Source organism: Spirosoma profusum (assembly GCF_014699005.1).
GTDB lineage: Bacteria > Bacteroidota > Bacteroidia > Cytophagales > Spirosomataceae > Spirosoma > Spirosoma profusum.
The window spans coordinates 335,572-355,545 of the sequence record NZ_JACWZY010000001.1 but is presented as its reverse complement, the minus strand read 5'-3'; the positions used below and the strand labels follow the sequence as shown (position 1 = coordinate 355,545).

Here is a 19,974-nt window from a genome sequence, read left to right as displayed (position 1 = left end):
GCGTATCTCTGTGTTCCTCTGGGCATCTCTGCATAAAAACTCATGTCCGTAACCGTCCGATTTACGTCCGTTTGCGGACAACAGGGGTTAATAAACATCAAAATAGTTACTGATAATCAGTTAGTTAATTTTCTGGTACGGCATTTGGGCAGTTAGCAGGGAACCCTGCTTCAAGTTGTTATGCTACGAAATTATCTGCTCATCGCCTTTCGCAATCTGCGGAAACACAAAGCGTTCAGCTTCATTAACATTGTAGGCGTTGCCGTTGGGCTGGCGTGTTTCCTGCTCATTGCGCTCTACGTTAAAGACGAACTCAGCTACGACCGCTATAACACCAAAGCCGACCGTATTTATCGGGTTACCCGAACTTTTCTCTCATCGGAAGGAACAGCCTCGCTGAAGTTAGCGCAAGCCGCACCGCCGTTTGGGCCGTTGATCAAGCAGGATTTTCCGGAAGCAGAAGAAGTGGTGCGAACTATCGACAACGGTGGGCTGATTCGGTATGGAGAGCATTCCTTCAATGAAGACGAAGTTTTTTTTGCGGAAGCTAATCTATTCAAAGTCTTTGATTTTAAGCTTACTAGCGGTAATCCGAATTATGCGCTGGTCAATCCATTTTCGATTATGTTTTCCCGGCCTATGGCTGAGAAATATTTCGGTAAGGAAAATCCGATGGGGAAAATAGTTCGGATTAACGACCAGTTCGACCTGACCGTAACGGGCGTTTTTGAACCCTTGCCGAACCAGGCACACTTTCACCCCAACTTTCTGGTTTCGTTCAGTACGTTCAACGACAACCGCATTTACGGAGCCGAACAGCTACGTACCAACTGGGGTAATAACTCATTCAATACGTATATGCTGCTGAAGCCCGGCATCGACCCGAAACGTATCGAAGCGGCTTTCCCAGCCTTTCAGAACAAACATATACCCGCCGGAGACGGCTCAAAGCCGTCGACCTGGTCGGTGCTGAACTTGCAAAACGTAGCAGATATTCACCTTTACTCCCACACGGATTCGGAGGTAGAACCTACTGGCGACATCAGTTATATTTATCTCTTTTCGGCCATCGGCTTGTTCATTTTGCTGATTGCCTGCATCAATTACATGAATCTGGCAACGGCCCGGTCAGCGGGGCGAGCCAAAGAGGTGGGAATGCGCAAAGTTGTAGGGGCTTTGCGCACCCAGCTCATTAGTCAGTTTTTGAGTGAGTCGTTTGTACTAGTCGTTTTCGCACTGGTAATAGCCATACTGCTGGTGGTACTCGGACTGCCAGCGCTTAACGATTTCACGAATAAGAAGCTGGCGCTTCATCAATTACTCGATCCGGTTTTTCTTACCATCCTGCTCAGTATTACGTTGCTAACGGGGTTAGTAGCAGGTAGTTATCCGGCTTTCTTCCTGACATCGTTCCGGCCATTGGGCGTATTAAAAGGGCAGATCGCATCGAACCTACGTAGCGGTAAACTGCGGCAGGTATTGGTGGTGACGCAATTTGCTATTGCTATTGCACTCATTATCAGCACCGCCATTGTATATAATCAGATGAAATACATTCAGGATTATCGACTGGGCTACGCTAAAGATCAGGTGCTGATTATCTACGATGTGAGCGATTCGACAACGAATCATGAGACGCTGAAAGAGCAATTGATACAAACCGGTTCAGTACGTGACGTAGGTCGCTCGTCGCGGATACCATCTGGTCGGCTACTCGATTCGCAGGGGGCGATGGCGATGAAAGGCGATACGATGGCTCCCGTAAAAATCAACCTGCGCGGGCTACGTGTCGATTACGATTTCATTCCGGCGTATCAAATCCAAATGGCCGCTGGTCGTAACTTTTCCCGCAATTATTCGACTGATACATCGATGGTTGTGCTGAACGAAACGGCGGTACGTCAGTTGGGCTGGACACCCGAGCAGGCCATTGGCAAACCCTTCCAGTATGGCCGGGCCAAAGGGCAGATTATTGGCGTAACGAAAGACTTTCACTTCGAATCGCTGCACCAGCAAATGGCGGCTCTGGCCATGGTCATGTCGACGGAAGATTTCAACTGGCTGTCGATTCCGCTAAAAGGCGACGTACCGACGGCGGTGAAAAACGTAGAATCGGTTTGGAAACGCTTTTTCCCAGGTCGTCCTTTCGACTACCAGTTTCTGGATGAACGTTTTGGTCGGCTCTACGCCCGCGAGCAGACGCAGCAAACGCTATTCAGTGTTTTCGCCGGTATTGCCATTCTGATTTCGTGTCTGGGGCTGTTCGGTTTGTCGATGTTCATGGCCGAGCAACGTACCAAAGAGATTGGCATTCGGAAAGTCCTTGGTGCATCGGAAATCAGTCTGGTGGCGCTTTTCTCTAAAGATTTCATGAAACTTGTGCTGGTCGCGCTGGTTATTGCCTCGCCCGTTGCCTGGTACGCCATGCACAACTGGCTGAACGATTTCGCCTACCGCACCGACATTCATTGGTGGGTATTCGTGCTGGCGGGCGGTCTGACGGTCCTGATTGCTCTGTTAACAGTAAGTTTCCAAAGCGTGAAAGCCGCGCTTACGAATCCAATTAAGAGTTTACGAAGCGAATAATTCTAGAGACAGGGCATGCCCTGTCTCGAACGCGTCAGCAATATAATATAACCATCCGGTCAGGAGCAGGGCATGCCCTGTCTCTACATAATCAAACTTCCATGCTTCTTAACTATCTCAAAATCGCTGTTAGGAATCTGCTACGTAGCAAATCGTTCTCAGCCATTAATATTTTCGGTTTGTCGGTTGGCATGACCTGCTGCATGCTACTGTTGCTTTATATACGTAGCGAATTGTCGTTCGATAAACACCATCAGTATGCTGATCGACTGTACCTGTTAGGCCAGGAAACCATTATTGGGAGGGGTAATAAAGGGGCAGGCAGCGAAAAGAACGCCACCGCATCGGCTCCCTATGCGTTTGCCCTGAAATCCGAGTTCCCGGAAATTGAGCAGGTGTCCCGATTATGGATCAATCTAATCGACGATAAAGCACTGCTCCAGGTTCGGGAAGGAGGCAAAGCCATCAAATCATTCTACGAAACCAAAGGATACCAGGTCGATTCTACCTTTTTTGACCTGTTTTCGTATCAGTTCACAGAAGGAAATTCACGTACTGCTTTAGCCGACCGCAATTCGGTAGTATTATCGGAAGAAATTGCCCGCAAACTATTTGGTACTACGTCGGCGCTGAACAAACTGATACGTATCAGCGGCACAACCGGCAACGGCGAAGAATTTAAAGTAACGGGCGTTTACCGTGACGAAAGTGCTCGTTCACACATCGATGCCAAGTTCTTTTTACCAATGTCGTCAGGCTGGGTCGGCAATTTTCTGCGTGAGGGTAAACTGGATTTCTGCTGCAACAATATGTTCGTTACGTACCTGAAACTACGTTCCGGTGCAGATGCAGGCAAGTTGCGGCAAAAGTTTCCAGCCTTTATGGAGAAGTACGCCAGCAATGATCTGAAAGCGGTGGGTTTCGACAAAAAACTGTTTCTTGTCCGGGTGCCCGAGCTGCATCTTTTCGACGAAATAAATACCATCGTTACACCCACCAACACCACTACGTATCTGTACATTCTTGCCTCGATTGCGCTGTTTACGTTGCTGATTGCCTGTATAAATTTCATGAACCTATCCACGGCCCGCTCAGCGAAACGGGCGGCTGAAGTTGGGGTTCGGAAAGTGATGGGCGCTGAACGTGGCTCGCTCATTGGGCAGTTTCTGGGCGAATCGATTGTCTTGTCCTTACTGGCGCTGGTCATTGCGATGGGGCTGGTTTTAGCATCCTTATCCGTATTCAATCAACTGACAGCTAAGTCATTAAACATATTTGAATTATTCGAGCCACGTATTTTAGCTACGTTTATTGGCCTGGCGCTGCTGACAGGTATACTGGCTGGAAGCTACCCGGCTTTTTATCTGTCGTTGTTCAATCCGGCGCAGGTGTTGAAAGGTAAGTTCAATAATACGTTATCGGCGGTCGCGTTACGTCGTGGACTGGTGGTGTTTCAGTTCGTGATTTCGGTGGGCTTGGTACTTGCTACGTTCGTGATTCAGGAACAAATGAGTTTCCTGCGAAACACATCGCTTGGATTTATGCAGGATCAACAGATTGCTATTCCGCTAAGTAGCCGGGAGGCTCACGAAATTTATACAGCCTATCGAAACGAAATTCTGCAAAATAGTCAGGTAGTTGGCGCAGCCGGAACCCAGTACTATCCAGGCATAAATAATGCGACTGATTTTCTTTTGTACAAACCTGAACAAACGGCGCTGAACGGCCAAAGTGTCAAAACGAATCGGGTCGATTATGATTACCTGCAAACAATGGGGTTTAAACTGGCTACGGGGCGGATGTTCTCCCGCCAGTTTCCGGGCGATACGGCCAACCGGCTCGTGGTGAACGAAGCGACGCTACGTAAATTTCAGATTCCGCTGAATAAAGCCGTTGGGCAAAAACTGAATTTCGATTGGCAGGGCGAAACTCACCATTTCGAGATTGTGGGCGTTCTTAAGGATTTCCACTATGAGAACCTTCATCAAACCATCGAGCCGTTTACGTTCCTACTGAACAGCCAGCCCGAATACAATTACATTATTGCGCACGTCAATACGTCTAATATGGCGAACGTACTGAGTTTTATGGAAGCAAAATGGAAAGCGCTACGTCCCGACGAGCCTTTTCAGTACACCTTTCTGAACGAAGATTTTCAGAAGAATTACGAAGCCGAAGCCCGCACATCACGTATTGTAAGCTATTTTACAGCTATCTCGATTCTGATTTCGTGCCTCGGTTTATTTGGTCTGGCGGCTTTTGCGGCTCAGCAACGTACCAAAGAAATTGGGGTTCGCAAAGTGCTTGGCGCATCCGTTACGAACATCGTCCTGCTGCTTTCCAAGGATTTTCTGACGCTGGTCGTTATCGCCATCCTGATCGCTTCGCCGGTGGCGTGGTATGCGATGGACAAATGGTTGCAGAATTTCGCCTACAAGATTGATATTCCGTGGTGGATATTCGTAGTGGCTGGATTATTGGCGCTGGGCATTGCGTTTATTACGGTGAGTTTCCAAAGTATCAAAGCCGCGCTGATGAACCCGGTGAAGAGTTTGCGTAGTGAATAATTACGTAGAGACAAGGCATGCCTTGTCTCATGACCGAATGGTTTCATTTACTGGCTGATATTGCTGACGCACAGGAGACAAGGCATGCCTTGTCTCTACAAATTTAAGCAACGATTATGCTTCTTAACTATATCAAAATCGCCTGGCGGAATCTGGTCCGCAAACGCGCCTTTACGTTGCTTAATACGTTGGGGCTGAGTGTGGGCGTAGCGGCTGCGCTGTTATTGTTTCTGGTGGTACGTTATGAACTGAGTTTCGATACGTTCCATACGCATTACGACCGGATTTATCGGGTAGCACGCCACGATATTTATCCGAACGGCAACGAAAGTTTCACGCCGGGCAGTGCGCTTCCGGTTGCCGCAGCCCTAAAAACCGATATCCTACAGTTTGAAAAAGTTGTGCCCGTTTATGGTACACTCGATCCGCAGGTTACGGTTTTGGGGAGTGATTCCAAAGCGACCAATTCAAATTCAAAGTTTATCGAGCGAAATGAAGGGCTTCTGGTTGAACCGGACTTTTTCAACCTTTTCGATTTCCACTGGATTCTTGGTCGGCCCGACGTATTGAGCCGCCCAAACGTAGTGGTTTTATCGAAGACTTACGCGGAGAAATATTTCAATGATTATCAGCAGGCTATCGGGAAATATATACGTATCAATAACCAGACGACCATGCAGGTGGTCGGCGTATTGGAAGACGCTCCGAAGCCCACTGATTTCCCGACAAATCTGGTGATTTCTTATGCCTCCAAACGCGCCCGACCGGATCTGTTTGGTTTTGGCGACTTCAACAACTGGGGCAGCACGAGCAGCAATGACCAGATTTTTGTGCTGATGCCGGAAAAATTTTCGGTGGCTTCGGCTAATGTCCTGCTCGATAAATTCGCCAACAAACATTACGAGAATCGGAAATCCAACGACCGAAAAACGCATTTTCTAAGTCCGCTGGCCGATATGCACTATGATGATCGCCTGTCCAATTTCACCAGCAAAACAGTACCCAAACAACGTATTCAGAATATTGCGGTAGTTGGCATTCTGATTCTGTTGATGGCCTGCATCAATTTTATCAATATTTATTCGGCGCTGGCTACCCGACGAGCCAAAGAAGTGGGTGTTCGGAAAGTGCTGGGAAGCCAGAAATGGCAGCTGGTGTTCCAGTTTCTGATCGAAACGTTTCTGGTAGTGCTGGCGTCGGTTAGTCTGGGCGTCATGCTGGCGTACTGGGCACTCCCATTAATTGAACAAGTATTTGACATACCAACCGACCCATCACTGTATTTTACACCAGCCATAGGCCTTTACCTGATCGGATTGTTGTTGGTGCTCACGCTGCTTTCGGGCGCATATCCATCGTTAATTCTGTCGTCATTTTCACCCCTGGAGGTATTTCGCAAGAGTTTGTCGAAAGGCTGGATGCGGGGCGTCTCACTACGTCAGGGACTGATTGTATTTCAATTTGCTACCGCGCTCGTACTGATAATCAGTACGGTTATCAATCTGCGGCAGATGAATTATGTGAGTCGGCTTAACCTTGGATTTGAAAAAGAAGGCGTATTTACGCTCAACATGGATACTGAGTATCGTACACGATATAATACGTTCCGCAATGAGCTGTTACGTTTGCCGGAGGTAAAAGCCGTGTCATTTTCGTCTGATCACCCTTCTTCTGAAAATAACTGGCGAAGTAGTTTTGCATTCACCAACCTCTCGAAAGAAGAAGATTTCGAAATTTCGATGAAGTACGCGGATGGTGATTATTTCACTACGTATGGAATGAAGTTTCTGGCTGGCGGACCTTATGCCGTCAATGATACAATCAACAAGTTAGTAGTGAATGAGACGCTACTCAAAAAGTTAAACATCAAAAATCCAGAATCTGTAATTGGTAAGAAACTTCGTGTGGGCGGCTCGGAACCTACTTCGATTGTTGGAGTTGTGAAAGATTTCCATACGCAATCGGCCAAGGAAGCGATCAATCCAATGCTAATTACGATTGCCGATAAATTTTACTGGGATGGAGGTATCAAAATCCAGTCGAAGAATTTGCCACAAACCGTTGACCGGATTAAGTCGGTCTACGAGAAAACATTTCCGGAAGTAGCTTTTAACGGTAAATTCTACGACGAAAGCATCAACAATTATTATAAAGCCGAACGCCAGATGGGCCTGCTTTATCAGGTATTCGCTGGTCTGACCATCTTTATTGCCTGTCTGGGTCTGTTTGGATTAGCCGCTTTCACAGCCGAAGCCCGTACCAAAGAGATTGGCGTTCGCAAGGTGCTAGGGGCATCGGTCGTCAGTATTGTTTCACTGCTGTCAAAAGACTTCCTGAAGCTGGTTGTTGTGGCTATTCTCATTGCCTCCCCAATTGCCTGGTACTTAATGCAGTCCTGGTTACAGGATTTTCAATATAGAATAGGAATTGAATGGTGGGTGTTTGCGCTGGCCGGTCTACTGGCTATTGTTATTGCCCTACTAACGGTGAGTTTTCAGAGCATCAAAGCCGCGCTGGTGAATCCAGTGAAATCGTTACGTTCGGAATAATTACGTAGAGACAAGGCATGCCTTGTCTCATGACCGGATGGTTTTATTTACTGGCTGATATTGCTGACGCACAGGAGACAAGGCATGCCTTGTCTCTACATCTGACAGATTCATATTAGCCCTCGAAGATTTCGTTTAGGTTAAGCTGAATGCCTGTTATTGGGTCGGCGACAATTCCTGATGAGAAGTTGAGTTGTTGACGGTCGGGGAGCAGAATAGAAACGGTTTGTACAGTTGGCACAACTAACCATACTGATTTTACACCTGCTGGAAAGTGCTTTTTATAGATGCGGTCGGTCAGGCTGTTCAGGCTTTGCTCGGGAGAAAGAATTTCGATGGTGGTAAGCGGTACGTCCTGCACAATAATTTCATCAGCTAACCAATTGGCCCGACGTTTCGGCATGATAGCTAGGTCGGGGCGAGTTTTACCAGATGCAAAATTGAAATCAAGTTCGGTGAGAATACTGTACTGAGTTCGATAAGCCAGCATCAATAAATAGGCAAATTGACTCTGTAATGCTGAACGATTAAGGCTCGACATTTTTTCGTCTTCAAAGTCGGAGGCAAGCTCAATTAGAGTCCCCATAGCGCAACGAAGTTTTCAATAAAGATACAAAAACGGTGTATTATGCTGACAAACTACATAAAAATCGCCTGGCGGAATCTGCTACGTAATAAGGCTTTTTCGGCCATTAACATCGTCGGGCTGGCCCTCGGACTTGCTACGTGTCTGCTCATCAGCCTGTTTCTGCTCGACGAACTGAGCTACGACCGATACAATGAGAAAGCCAATCGGATGGTACGTGTTGTGTTTCACGCCGTCATGAATGGTGGAGAGATTAATGAAGCGATTGTCATGCCGCCCGTTGCGCAGACAATGAAGGCAGATTATCCGGAAGTCGAAGCGGCAACACGAATTCGTACTGCCGGATCGCCAAGTATTACAGTTGGGGATAAAACGTTCCGGGATGATCAACTGGCTCAAGTCGATTCCAATTTCTTTCAGGTATTCACATTGCCATTTATTCAGGGCGATGCCAAAACGGCGTTGATTCAACCCAATGCGGCCGTTATTACGCAGGCAATGGCGCGGAAATATTTCGGTAATGAAAATCCCATCGGCAAGTTTATCACGATTAAAAGCTGGAACGCGCTCTTTAAAGTAACCGGTGTCATCGACAAAGTGCCCGTCAATTCCCACTTTCATTTCGACATGTTTCTGTCGATGGCGGGCGTTTCGGATGCGAAATCACCTTCGTGGATGACATCGTCTTACTATACGTATCTGGTTCTGGCCAAGGGCTACAATCCAAAACAACTGGAAGCCAAACTCTCGCAGATGACCAGCAAGTACATGGGACCTCAACTGCAACAGGCGTTTGGTATGAGTATGGCTCAGTTCCGGCAAAAAGGGAACGACGTTGGTTTTGTAATACAACCCTTAACTGATATACATCTCAACTCAAATCTGACGGGCGAACTGGAAGCTAATGGTGATATTCAGTACGTGTACATCTTTGGAGCTATTGCGCTGTTTATGCTGCTGATTGCCTGCATCAATTTTATGAATCTCAGCACGGCCGGAGCTTCGAAACGGGCTAAGGAAGTTGGTATTCGCAAAGTAATGGGTTCAGTACGGCAAAGCCTGACCAATCAGTTTCTGATCGAATCGTTACTCCTGACAATGATTGCGCTGGTGCTGGCGATTGGCTTTGTTTATATGGCGTTACCCCTCTTCAATGAACTGTCTGGTAAGGCGCTGACGCTGAATCTTGGCGATAGTATCTGGATAGTACCGAGTCTGCTTTTGCTGGGCGTATTCGTGGGTATTCTGGCCGGAAGTTACCCCGCTTTTTTCCTGTCTTCGTTCAAGCCAATCGCCGTATTGAAAGGCGCCAAATTTACGGGCGATCGGAAAAGTATCGGACTACGTAGTGGTCTGGTTGTGGTTCAGTTTTTCATTTCCATCATCCTGATGGTTGGGACTACCGTTGTTTATCAGCAGTTGAATTACATTCAAAACAAGAAGTTGGGCTATTCCAAAGAACAGGTTTTGGTATTGCCCGATACGTGGCAACTGGCCAAAAATGAAGAGGTTTTCCGCAACCAGATTATGCAGGATACTCGTGTGGTGAACGTCAGTATGTCGGGATATCTGCCAGCGGGGCCAAGCTATAACAACAATTACATGATGTATCCGGAAAGCAATCCGACACAGTTTGTGAAGGGAATTCGGTACAATGTTGATTACGACTACATCCCGACTTTAGGGATGCAGATGGCGCTTGGACGAAATTTTTCTAAAGAATATAGCACCGATTCGTCGAGTGCGATAATCAACGAAACAGCCGCCCGAACGCTTGGTTGGCAGAATAATGCCATTGGCAAACCCATTGGTCATGCCGAGAATGAAGGAACAAGGAAAACATACAAAGTTATTGGCGTTGTGAAAGATTTCCATTTCCGGTCGCTGCACGAGTCGATTTCTCCGCTGGTGATGACGCTCGGTCAGAACTCTGGAGCAGTGATTATCAAGGCGAAAACTACAGATATGTCTGGTCTGCTGACGTCCCTGGAGAAAGAATGGAAAAAACTTACCACGGATGCACCCTTTATGTATTCGTTCCTCGACAAACGGTTCAACGATACGTATCTGGCCGAGCAAAAGACTGGCCGTATTCTGGGACTATTTGCGGGGCTGACGATTTTTGTGGCCTGTCTGGGTTTGTTTGGGCTTGCTACGTTCACGGCCGAACAACGTACCAAAGAAATCGGCGTTCGCAAGGTACTGGGTGCCTCGGTCGGTAGTATCGTTACGTTGCTCTCCAAAGATTTTCTCCGGCTGGTGGCCATCGCCATTGTTCTGGCGAGTCCGGTTGCATGGTACGTCATGAGCCGGTGGTTGCGGGAATTTGCCTATAAAATCGATATCCAATGGTGGATGTTTGTTCTGGCGGCTCTGTTAGCTGTCGGTATTGCCCTACTGACAGTGAGTTTCCAAAGTATCAAAGCTGCGTTGATGAATCCGGTGAAGTCACTACGTTCTGAATAATTGTAGAGACAGGGCATGCCCTGTCTAATTGGCGTCAGCAATAATAACGTATCATTAATACCATCAAGGTCAACAACCATCCGGTCATGAGACAGGGCATGCCCTGTCTCTACAAAAGCTTATGCTAACCAACTATCTAAAAATCACCTGGCGAAACCTGATTCGTAATCGCGCAATCAGTACGATCAACATCGTTGGTCTGAGTGCTGGCCTGGCCGCAGTCATGTTTATTCTGCTTTTTGTGCAGGATGAGGTTTCGTATGACCGCTTTCATACGAGACGTGATCAACTGTATCGGGTCGTATTGAACACAATCACTCCGGATGGCAACGAGGTCTTAACAAGCGCAACGGGTCTTCCTCAGGGGCCAGCCTTTGCGGCTGAGTTGCCAGAAGTAACTGAATTTTGCCGGGTACAAGGTTATGAGATGCTGATTCGCCAGAAAGAAGACGTAGCGTATAAGCAGGTGATGTATGTCGATCCTTCCTTTTTACGCCTGTTTAGTTTCGAGTTACTGGCTGGCAATCCTAATACTCTCCTGAACGATCCAAGGAGCGTTGTTATTACCGAAGAGATGGCCCGTAATTATTTTGCTACAACAGACGTATTAAATCAGCTTCTGACTATCGACGCAGGAGGTAGTTTCGAAAAGTATCGTATAACTGGTGTTGTTAAAACGCCACCCGTCAACTCAAGCATTCGATTCGACGTACTACGTCCTTTTGTAGCCTCGCTCCCACCCGACCGCAAAGACTGGCACGAGCAGGACTGGTCGGATGGATTTCTGAATACATTTTTGCTACTACGTCCCGACGCCAATCTCGCTAGGTCGGAACGAAAACTGGCAACGGTGTTTGAAAAATATGCCAGCCAGCAACTCTCTCAACTTCGTAAAGAACATAACTCATTTACCCTGACGTATCATCTGCAACCGTTTACGGCTATGCATCTTGATGCCCGTTACGACATGGGCAATGGACTGCAACGTGGTTCATCGTCAGTGTACTCGTACATACTGAGTGGTATTGCCGGGCTGATTCTGTTGCTCGCCAGTATAAACTTTGTTAACCTGACACTGGCCCGGTCGTTACGTCGAACGAAAGAGATCGGTGTTCGTAAAGTAACGGGCAGCACCCGTTGGCAACTCATCGGGCAGTTTGTGAGCGAAACGTTTCTACTCACACTATTAGCTTTAATTCCAGCAATCGGATTGGTCTATCTCCTACTTCCTAAGTTTTCATCTCTAACCAATAAAATATTAGAAATAACGTATCTCACTAATCCGCAAACTCTTGGTTTATTTACTGGCTTAGTCGTACTGGTTACCTTACTGGCAGGTTTTTATCCTGCACGAGTGCTATCTCGTTTTAACCCTACGCAGGTTCTATCCAGTCGCCTTCGATTAGCCGGAAGTAATCAAATAGGAAAGGGCCTGCTTGTGTTTCAGTTCTCAATTGCTATCATTCTAATGATTGGAGCGGTCGTGCTGCATGAACAATTCGAGTACATTCAAACGGCAAATGTGGGATACGAACGCGCCAACCGTGTACGAGTCTACGTCCCCTGGGGCCGTGAACAACAGGGCGAATTGGTAAAGCAGACGCTCCGGCAACAAATCGGTATTGAGTCGGTTGCCCGAAAGTCGGGGGGGCATCGGGCCGGTACGTATTACGTTCATAATAAACCGGTCAAATCAGGAAATGAGTGGATTGACGACCAATATCTAAACTTTGTAAATATTCCTATTCTGGAGGGCAGAGGACTAAGTGCTGCTAATCCTACAGATAGTGTATCCAACATTCTGGTCAATGAAACGTTTGCCAGGCAATTTCTGGCAGCGAATCGATCGGCTGTCGGACAGATCATTCAACGGCAAACGGATGACAATACTCGCTCTGATCTAACCATAGTTGGCGTAGTTCGCGACTATCAGTACCGCTCGCTACGCGACAAACCGGAGCCTGTTTTGTTTCAGCTTGGCAAGCCCGAGCAAATGAATCAGTTATACGTCAAACTAACGCCCAGCCAGGCGCAAACAGGGCTACAAACGATTGAGCGCACCTTTAAACGATTGATTCCCTACCAACCGTTTTCCTATCATTTTATGGAAGACGACCGTTTAGAGGATTACGCCGACGACGCCCGTTGGAAACAGCTCATTACCTATGCTACGTTGCTGGCCATTCTGATCGCCGGGTTAGGTTTATTCGGTCTGGTTTCCTTAACCATCGAACAGCGAATTAAGGAAATCGGCATTCGGAAAGTACTGGGCGCCAGTTTACTGGAGGTTACTCAAGCACTATCTGTCAATTTCCTAAAACTGATTGCATTAGCTTTCGTGATTGGTGCGCCTATCGGCTGGTATGCTGCTCGTTTCTGGCTCGATACGTTTGTATATCGAATAGAGCTTACTGGCTGGATTTTCGGTTTGGTTGGTCTAACTGTATTGAGTATTGCCCTACTTACGGTGAGTTTCCAAAGTATCAAAGCTGCGTTGATGAATCCGGTTAAATCGTTACGTTCCGAATAATGTAGAGACAAGACATCTCTTGTCTCCTGTGCGTCAGCAATAAACCAAGGCAATGAAAACCATCCGGTCAGGAGATAAGGCATGCCTTGTCTCTACATAAAAAAACCTCTGCCCTATGCTACGTAACTATCTCAAAATCGCTCTGCGCAGCCTCAGCCGGAATCGACTGACGACGCTGCTTAACGTAACAGGTTTATCGGTTGGTATTGCTTCGTGTCTGGTTATTTACCTGATTGTGCAGTATGAACTCCATTTCGACAAGCGAGTACCGGATAGTGAGCATGTTTATCGGCTGGTGTCGAAATTTAAGTTTGGGGATGAATTCTATCATAACCCTGGTTTGGCGGCTCCCATTCCAGACGCCGTACGGGCAAAATTGACGGGTGTAAAAACGGTTGCGCCTTTTCACAGTGGCAGCTTTCAAATCGTTGAAATACCGTGTCCGGGTAAAGAACCAATTCAGTTTCGAGCTTCCAAAGATGAAAAGGACGAGTTTGTCAGCACAAACGGGGCGTTTTTCGACATTTTACCGCGGCAATGGATCGCCGGAAATCCTGAAACCGCACTCTCCAAACCCGATCAAATTGTCCTGACTGAAAAACAGGCCCGGAAGTATTTTGGCGAAGCCAGTCCAGCTATTGTGGGCCGTCGGCTGATTGGAAGGCAGTATAAAGATACCCTTATGCTGACCGTTTCGGGATTGCTAAGTGACCTTGCTGAACCCAGCAACTTCGATTTTCAAGCCTTTGTATCGCTGGCGACTCAAACAACCAGTAAAAAACGCCGGGATAATCTAGGAATCGATCAATGGAATAACACGAATTCTTCGTCGCAGTGTCTGCTTAAACTGGCTCCCGGCACCGATCCGAAACGGCTTGGCGATCAGATTACTAAGCTGGCGGATGCAAACGTACCTGCCGGCGAAAAAACAGGTGATCGCTGGTTATTGTTACAACCCCTCAGCGACGTTCATTTCAATGCTGATTTTGCGGGTGGGCAGCACGTAGCGCATCGGCCAACCTTATTAATACTGGGTCTGGTCGGTGGCTTTTTACTACTATTGGCCTGTATCAACTTCATCAATCTGGCCACGGCTCAATCGACCCGGCGGGCCAAGGAAATTGGCATACGTAAATCGCTGGGCAGCGAACGGAAGCAATTGATAGTACAGTTTTTAGGCGAAACCTTACTGCTCACGATTTTAGCAGCCAGTGCATCGCTCCTGCTGGCTAATGGCGCTTTAACCTACCTGGGCGAAATTGTTCCGAAAGGCGTAACCCTCGATCTTACTAACCCAACACTGTATTTGTTTCTGCTCGCTACGTCGTTCATCACGGCGCTATTGGCTGGCTTTTATCCCGGTACGTTACTCGCCCGACTTTCGCCCGTTGCTACGTTACGAAATCAGACGGGGCAGGCAGCTGGTATTGCTACGTTACGGAAAGGGCTCATTGTGGGGCAGTTTACGATAGCGCAGATGTTTATTATCGGGGCGCTGCTGGTAGGGCAGCAAATTCGGTACATGATTAATTCGGATCAGGGTTTTCAGCGCGAAGCCATCGTGACCTTCTCTACCCCAATGAGTTCTTTTTTCAACAGCGATCATAATGACGTTCGTTTTACGCTGGCCGAACGTATTCGCAAACTATCGGGCGTTGAACGGGTCAGTATGGCAAATCAAACGCCACTTTCGGGCAGTTGGTCTACCTCTACGTTGGAGTTTACGGGCAAAAAAGGCAAGTCAGAAGTCAATGTCTATCGCAAACAGGTCGATACCAATTTCGTCGCGTTGTATGGCCTGAAACTACTGGCCGGACGTAATCTGATCGAGAACGACACCACCCGGGAATACGTAATCAACGAAACGCTTGCCCGCTACATGGGTTTTCAACAACCCGCCAGGGCGATTGGTCATTTGCTGGGCAAAAAACCTATTGTTGGTATCATTCGTGATTTTAACCACCGTTCGCTCCACAATACCATTCAGCCAACGGCGCTGATGTCCCAAAAAGGCAATCTCCATATGTTTAATGTACGGTTCAGACGTAGCGGAGCCGCTACGTTCGATCAGACACTGGCACAAATCAAAAAACTCTGGGCCACTACGTATCCGGGCGAGCCTTTCGAAGCTAAGTTTTTCGACGAAGCGATAGTCGAACTCTACTCAAATGAACGAAACCTCGGCAAGCTGATTAATCTGGCTACGGGTATCGCCGTCCTGATTAGCTGCCTTGGGCTGTTTGGCCTCGTTACGTTCTCCGCCGAACGCCGAACCAAGGAAATCGGTGTGCGGAAAGTACTGGGTGCGTCGGTGAGCAATATCGTTACGTTGCTCTCCAAAGATTTCCTGGTTCTTATTCTGATTGCCGTACTGATTGCTTCACCCCTGGCCTGGTGGGGTACTACGAAATGGCTGGAAGGTTTTACGTATCGTATCGACCTATCCTGGAGTCTGTTCGTGCTGGCGGCATTGCTGGTGATTGGAATTAGCCTCATTACTGTAAGTTTTCAGAGCATCAAAGCAGCGTTACGCAATCCTGTTACGTCCTTACGGTCAGAATAAACATAACTATAGACATGAAAACACTCCTCCTTAGTGCCCTCGTACTGACCAGTTCATTCGCCATTGCTCAGCATCACAACTCCGTCAGCCGTAGTATACGCCATGATGGCAACTCCTTATCGATTCAGGTAAACGGTACTGTCGACGGTAAGGACGTCGATTATGACCGCACATTTGACGTAACGAATTTGACAAAGGAAGAGCGAACGGCGCTCACTGAACGGGTTCTGGATTCGCTAAACGTAAGTATGCCTGAGCCACCACGAGCGCCCAGAGCACCCCGAGCGCCACGCGCACCCAGAGCCCCTCGACACAGTGAGTCAGTTTCAATCAGTAGCAGTAGCGACGGCTCGACCGTATCGATCAATAGTTCTGATAATCAGGCAATGACAGTTACAGCAGGTGGAGAAAAACCGTTTACAAAAGTAGTACGGTACAATTCCGAATCTGGAAAATTGTACCTGCGCTACCGCTTTAAGAAAGATGGTGACGAGGTTACTTATGAACGCACAATTGACGCTCCGAATAAATCGCAGGAAGAACGGGAGACAATGATTGAAGATATTGAAAAATCAATCGGCATTCCGGCGAAGTAACTAGCATGGAGCATAGGGCTTTAGGCAAAGGTAAAACCTGCCCCAACCCTCTACTCCATGCTCTTTCCCTTACCTCTTAAACACAAATACGACCATGAACGCTAAAACACTCGAACAAGTCTATCACCAGATGTGCACCCGACGAGACGCTATCAGTCAGCATTTTCTGGCTGATCAATCGCTTAAATCAAGCGACCCTACCAGTTATGAACGGTATCGGAAAGAACTTCGCGATATTAACAAGCGACTTCGGATTATTCGCCAGTGCATTCCGGCAAACCCCATTTTAGCCCTGGATAAAGCCGTCTTTACCAAAGCCACTACGTCGTTTCTCCAACAGGTCACTACGTTTTGAATAGCAGGGATGGCGGGGAGCAGGGATTGTTGCTCCGCGTTCCCTGCCATCCCTGCCACTGCTATCCCTGCTACGTGCCACCCTTTCTTAACCCCAAAGTCCTATGCTACGTAATCACTTCAAAATCGCCTGGCGGAATTTCATTCAAAACAAAACGTTCTCAGCCATCAATGTACTGGGGCTTGCCCTCGGACTGGCTTCGAGCCTGCTGATTCTGCTTTGGATTCAGGACGAGTTGACCATAGGGACGCAGTACCCGAACGCGCCTTATCTGTATCGGGTGATGGAGCATGAAATCGCGGATGGACGTATCGTGACCGATGAAGACACACCGGGCGTACTGGCTGAGGAACTCAAAAAACAGATCCCAGAAGTCGTGTATGCAGCGGGTTTTTCATCACCTGAACAGCATCTGTTTAGCGTTGGCAACAACGTAGTGAAGCAAACGGGGAATTACGTAGGAGCCGATTGGTTAACCATGTACGACACTCCGCTGTTAGCCGGAACGCGTGCTACTGCTCTACGTTCGCCCAACAACCTGGCTATCTCACGAAGATTGGCCGATGCACTTTTTGGTACGTATCAAAAGGCCGTTGGCAAGTCGGTTCGGTTTGATAATTATCTTGATTTTCAGGTAACGGCGGTATTTGAAAACTTACCTGCCAACGCTCCCGACAAATACGAATTTCTGCTGAACTGGCCTTTATATCTTGAACGTGAGCCCTGGCTTCAACAATGGGAAAATGGTGGACCCGGCACGCGCTTACAACTCCGTCCCGATGCCGATCCCGCTAAAGTCAACGCGAAACTCCTGACATTTCTGAAGGGACGTAACAAAGACATCGACGCCCATTTCAACATTCAGTTGTTTCTGCAACCCGAAACCGAAGCGTATCTGTATTCCAATTTTAGCAATGGTCACCGCGACGGGGGACGTATCGACTACGTTCGTTTGTTTGTCGTAGTAGCTGCGTTTTTGCTGCTAATTGCAGGCATAAATTTCATGAACCTGGCCACCGCGCGTTCATTCAGACGGGCGCGCGAAGTGGGAGTGCGTAAGGTGGTGGGTGCAAATCGTGCATCGCTTATCTGGCAGTTTATGGGCGAAGCGTTGCTCGTTACGTTGCTGGCACTCTGTCTGGCACTTGTGCTAGTCAATATGCTGCTGCCTAGTTTTAATCTACTGACCGAAAAACAACTTATCCTGCCGCTAAACAATCCGCTTTTCTGGATGCTACTGCTGGGACTACTCGTGTTAACCAGCGCGCTGGCAGGTAGCTATCCGGCCCTTTTTCTGTCGTCGCTCAGCCCGATACGTGTGCTGAAAGGAACGCTACGTTTTAGTGCAGGAACACAGGTATTCCGACGTGGACTGGTCGTATTTCAGTTTGTGCTGACAATGCTACTGCTTGTTGGTACGATCGTCGTATACCGCCAGCTTCAATACATACAAAACAAAAACCTGGGTTATGACCGCGAAAATCTGATTAAAATTTCCGGCGAAGGGGGGCTGGCTCAGAACTACCGCACATTCAAACAGGAGCTTCTTCAACTGCCCGGTATTCAGAACGTAACACACATTCAGACCAATCCGCTGGAGAACGGCAATACGACCGATGGCGTCCATTGGGTTGGGAAAGACCCGACGTCGGCCATTCAATTCAACAATACGTGGGTAGGGTACGATTTCACGAAAACCATGAAAATCAAGATCCTCCGTGGACGCGATTTTTCACCGAGTTTCGGTATGGATTCGGCAAATTACCTCATCAACGAAGCCGCTGCGAAACGTATCGGTTATAAAGACCCCGTTGGGCAACCGCTCACATTTGGCAGAACAGCTGGAAAGATTGTCGGTGTGCTCGAAGATTACCATTTCAATTCGTTACACGTAGCAGTCAGGCCGCTCATTATCCGACTTGCCGAAACCTGGAATTACGACAACATTCTGATTCGAACAGCACCCGGTCAGACGAAGCAGGCGCTGGCTAGTGTTGAAGCTCTATATCGCAAGTTCAACCCAAAATACCCCTTTACGTATTCGTTCGTCGATACTGATTTTCAGGCTCTGTATAAAAGTGAAAGTATTGTTGGTACGTTGACCAACGTATTTGCGGGCTTAGCCATTTTCATTGCGTGTCTGGGTCTGTTCGGGCTGGCCGCCTTCACCGCCGAGCAACGTAACAAGGAAATTGGCATCCGAAAAGTGCTGGGCGCGTCGGTCGGCAGCATCGTTACGTTGCTTTCCGGCGATTTCCTGAAACTGGTGTTGGTTGCCATCGTCATTGCTTCGCCCATCGCCTGGTACGCGACCAGGGGCTGGTTACAGGGATTTGCCTACAAAATTGAGCTAGAGTGGTGGATGTTCGTGCTGGCGGGCCTGCTGGCCGTTGGTATTGCCCTGGTAACAGTGAGTTTCCAAAGTATCAAAGCCGCGTTAATGAATCCCGTAAAATCACTACGTAGTGAATAGCTCCTACCCTAGTCTTGTAAGATTCACCTTCCGTCGCGTAGCGACCAAACAGCACTTGTTGTTAGGTCGCTACGCGACAAAACGAAAACCCCTACAAGATTAGGGTTTAGGATAAAGGGCATGAGGAAAATCAGAATTTGGTGCAGTCGAATACCGCACTAAATTCTGAACAATTGCAGTATCTGTTGGTAGTATAGAACAAAGGCAAGCTTCAGCATATCGATGGGTTTACCGCCGATACGCTGAAGCTTCATTTATTTAATTCTACAACTCAACAATTTGCATTATGTCTATCACCCTCGAACAGGCTGAGAAAGCCGTACAGGCCGCTAAAGCGAAAGCCACAGAAATTGGTACGCTGATGAATATCGCTGTAGTTGATTCAGGCGCAAACCTCACCGCTTTTGTCCGAATGGATGGTGCCTGGCTGGGCTCGCTTGATATTTCCCAGAAAAAAGCCCGAACCGCCCGCTATTTCGACATGCCCACGGGCGAAATCGGGAAACTATCACAACCCGGAGGCCCACTCTATAATATTGAGCACTCCAACGGTGGGCTCATCACATTTCCGGGTGGCATTCCCATCAAAAATAATTCCGGCGAAATCATCGGAGCCATTGGCGTTTCGGGCAGTACCGTCGATAACGACCATACCGTTGCCCAAGCTGGTGTTGACGCCCTGAGCTAGCCAGCCATCCCTGCT

At 47.9% G+C, this 19,974-nt stretch carries 11 protein-coding genes; 10 read left to right on the top strand and 1 reads right to left on the bottom strand.

Annotation, left to right across the window (positions count from 1 at the left end; all coding sequences use genetic code 11):
- Positions 1 to 180 precede the first annotated feature (180 nt).
- The 3 genes from IC229_RS01200 to IC229_RS01190 all read left to right on the top strand — a co-directional run bounded on the left by IC229_RS01200 (position 181) and on the right by IC229_RS01190 (position 7,702).
- Complete coding sequence (locus IC229_RS01200; RefSeq protein WP_190885091.1) at positions 181 to 2,586, top strand: ABC transporter permease; 2,406 nt, start codon at positions 181 to 183, stop codon at positions 2,584 to 2,586.
- 101 nt (positions 2,587 to 2,687) lie between these two features.
- Positions 2,688 to 5,153 (top strand): ABC transporter permease, encoded by a 2,466-nt coding sequence (locus tag IC229_RS01195; RefSeq protein ID WP_190885090.1) that lies wholly within the window; start codon positions 2,688 to 2,690, stop codon positions 5,151 to 5,153.
- A 116-nt stretch (positions 5,154 to 5,269) separates the two neighbouring features.
- Positions 5,270 to 7,702 (top strand): ABC transporter permease, encoded by a 2,433-nt coding sequence (locus IC229_RS01190; RefSeq protein ID WP_190885089.1) that lies wholly within the window; start codon positions 5,270 to 5,272, stop codon positions 7,700 to 7,702.
- 115 nt (positions 7,703 to 7,817) lie between these two features.
- On the opposite strand, the gene IC229_RS01185 is transcribed toward IC229_RS01190, so the two are convergent.
- A complete protein-coding gene (locus tag IC229_RS01185) occupies positions 7,818 to 8,288 on the bottom strand; it encodes a Uma2 family endonuclease (RefSeq protein ID WP_190885088.1) in 471 nt (156 codons plus the stop codon).
- Between the two features lie 42 nt (positions 8,289 to 8,330).
- Here IC229_RS01185 and IC229_RS01180 point away from each other — a divergent pair, with 42 nt between their 5' ends.
- From IC229_RS01180 to IC229_RS01150, 7 genes are all read left to right on the top strand, one after another.
- Complete coding sequence (locus IC229_RS01180) at positions 8,331 to 10,754, top strand: ABC transporter permease (RefSeq protein WP_190885087.1); 2,424 nt, start codon at positions 8,331 to 8,333, stop codon at positions 10,752 to 10,754.
- Positions 10,755 to 10,875: 121 nt separating this feature from the next.
- A complete protein-coding gene (locus IC229_RS01175) occupies positions 10,876 to 13,284 on the top strand; it encodes an ABC transporter permease (RefSeq protein ID WP_190885086.1) in 2,409 nt (802 codons plus the stop codon).
- 115 nt (positions 13,285 to 13,399) lie between these two features.
- Complete coding sequence (locus IC229_RS01170) at positions 13,400 to 15,847, top strand: FtsX-like permease family protein (RefSeq protein ID WP_190885085.1); 2,448 nt, start codon at positions 13,400 to 13,402, stop codon at positions 15,845 to 15,847.
- Positions 15,848 to 15,861: 14 nt separating this feature from the next.
- Positions 15,862 to 16,443 (top strand): hypothetical protein, encoded by a 582-nt coding sequence (locus IC229_RS01165; RefSeq protein WP_190885084.1) that lies wholly within the window; start codon positions 15,862 to 15,864, stop codon positions 16,441 to 16,443.
- A 94-nt stretch (positions 16,444 to 16,537) separates the two neighbouring features.
- Complete coding sequence (locus IC229_RS01160; protein ID WP_190885083.1) at positions 16,538 to 16,798, top strand: hypothetical protein; 261 nt, start codon at positions 16,538 to 16,540, stop codon at positions 16,796 to 16,798.
- Between the two features lie 103 nt (positions 16,799 to 16,901).
- Positions 16,902 to 19,271: an ABC transporter permease gene (locus IC229_RS01155; protein ID WP_190885082.1), complete on the top strand. Its 2,370-nt coding sequence runs from the start codon at positions 16,902 to 16,904 to the stop codon at positions 19,269 to 19,271.
- A 286-nt stretch (positions 19,272 to 19,557) separates the two neighbouring features.
- Positions 19,558 to 19,959 carry a GlcG/HbpS family heme-binding protein gene (locus tag IC229_RS01150; protein ID WP_190885081.1) on the top strand — a complete coding sequence of 134 codons (402 nt, stop codon included), beginning with the start codon at positions 19,558 to 19,560 and terminating at the stop codon, positions 19,957 to 19,959.
- Positions 19,960 to 19,974 lie beyond the last annotated feature (15 nt).

Coding starts and splice junctions, on each gene's coding strand:
- IC229_RS01160 (WP_190885083.1), top strand. CDS start 16,538: ATGAACGCTAAAACACTCGAACAAGTCTATCACCAGATGTGCACCCGA.
- IC229_RS01180 (WP_190885087.1), top strand. CDS start 8,331: ATGCTGACAAACTACATAAAAATCGCCTGGCGGAATCTGCTACGTAAT.
- IC229_RS01190 (WP_190885089.1), top strand. CDS start 5,270: ATGCTTCTTAACTATATCAAAATCGCCTGGCGGAATCTGGTCCGCAAA.
- IC229_RS01170 (WP_190885085.1), top strand. CDS start 13,400: ATGCTACGTAACTATCTCAAAATCGCTCTGCGCAGCCTCAGCCGGAAT.
- IC229_RS01155 (WP_190885082.1), top strand. CDS start 16,902: ATGCTACGTAATCACTTCAAAATCGCCTGGCGGAATTTCATTCAAAAC.
- IC229_RS01175 (WP_190885086.1), top strand. CDS start 10,876: ATGCTAACCAACTATCTAAAAATCACCTGGCGAAACCTGATTCGTAAT.
- IC229_RS01150 (WP_190885081.1), top strand. CDS start 19,558: ATGTCTATCACCCTCGAACAGGCTGAGAAAGCCGTACAGGCCGCTAAA.
- IC229_RS01200 (WP_190885091.1), top strand. CDS start 181: ATGCTACGAAATTATCTGCTCATCGCCTTTCGCAATCTGCGGAAACAC.
- IC229_RS01165 (WP_190885084.1), top strand. CDS start 15,862: ATGAAAACACTCCTCCTTAGTGCCCTCGTACTGACCAGTTCATTCGCC.
- IC229_RS01195 (WP_190885090.1), top strand. CDS start 2,688: ATGCTTCTTAACTATCTCAAAATCGCTGTTAGGAATCTGCTACGTAGC.
- IC229_RS01185 (WP_190885088.1), bottom strand. CDS start 8,288: ATGGGGACTCTAATTGAGCTTGCCTCCGACTTTGAAGACGAAAAAATG.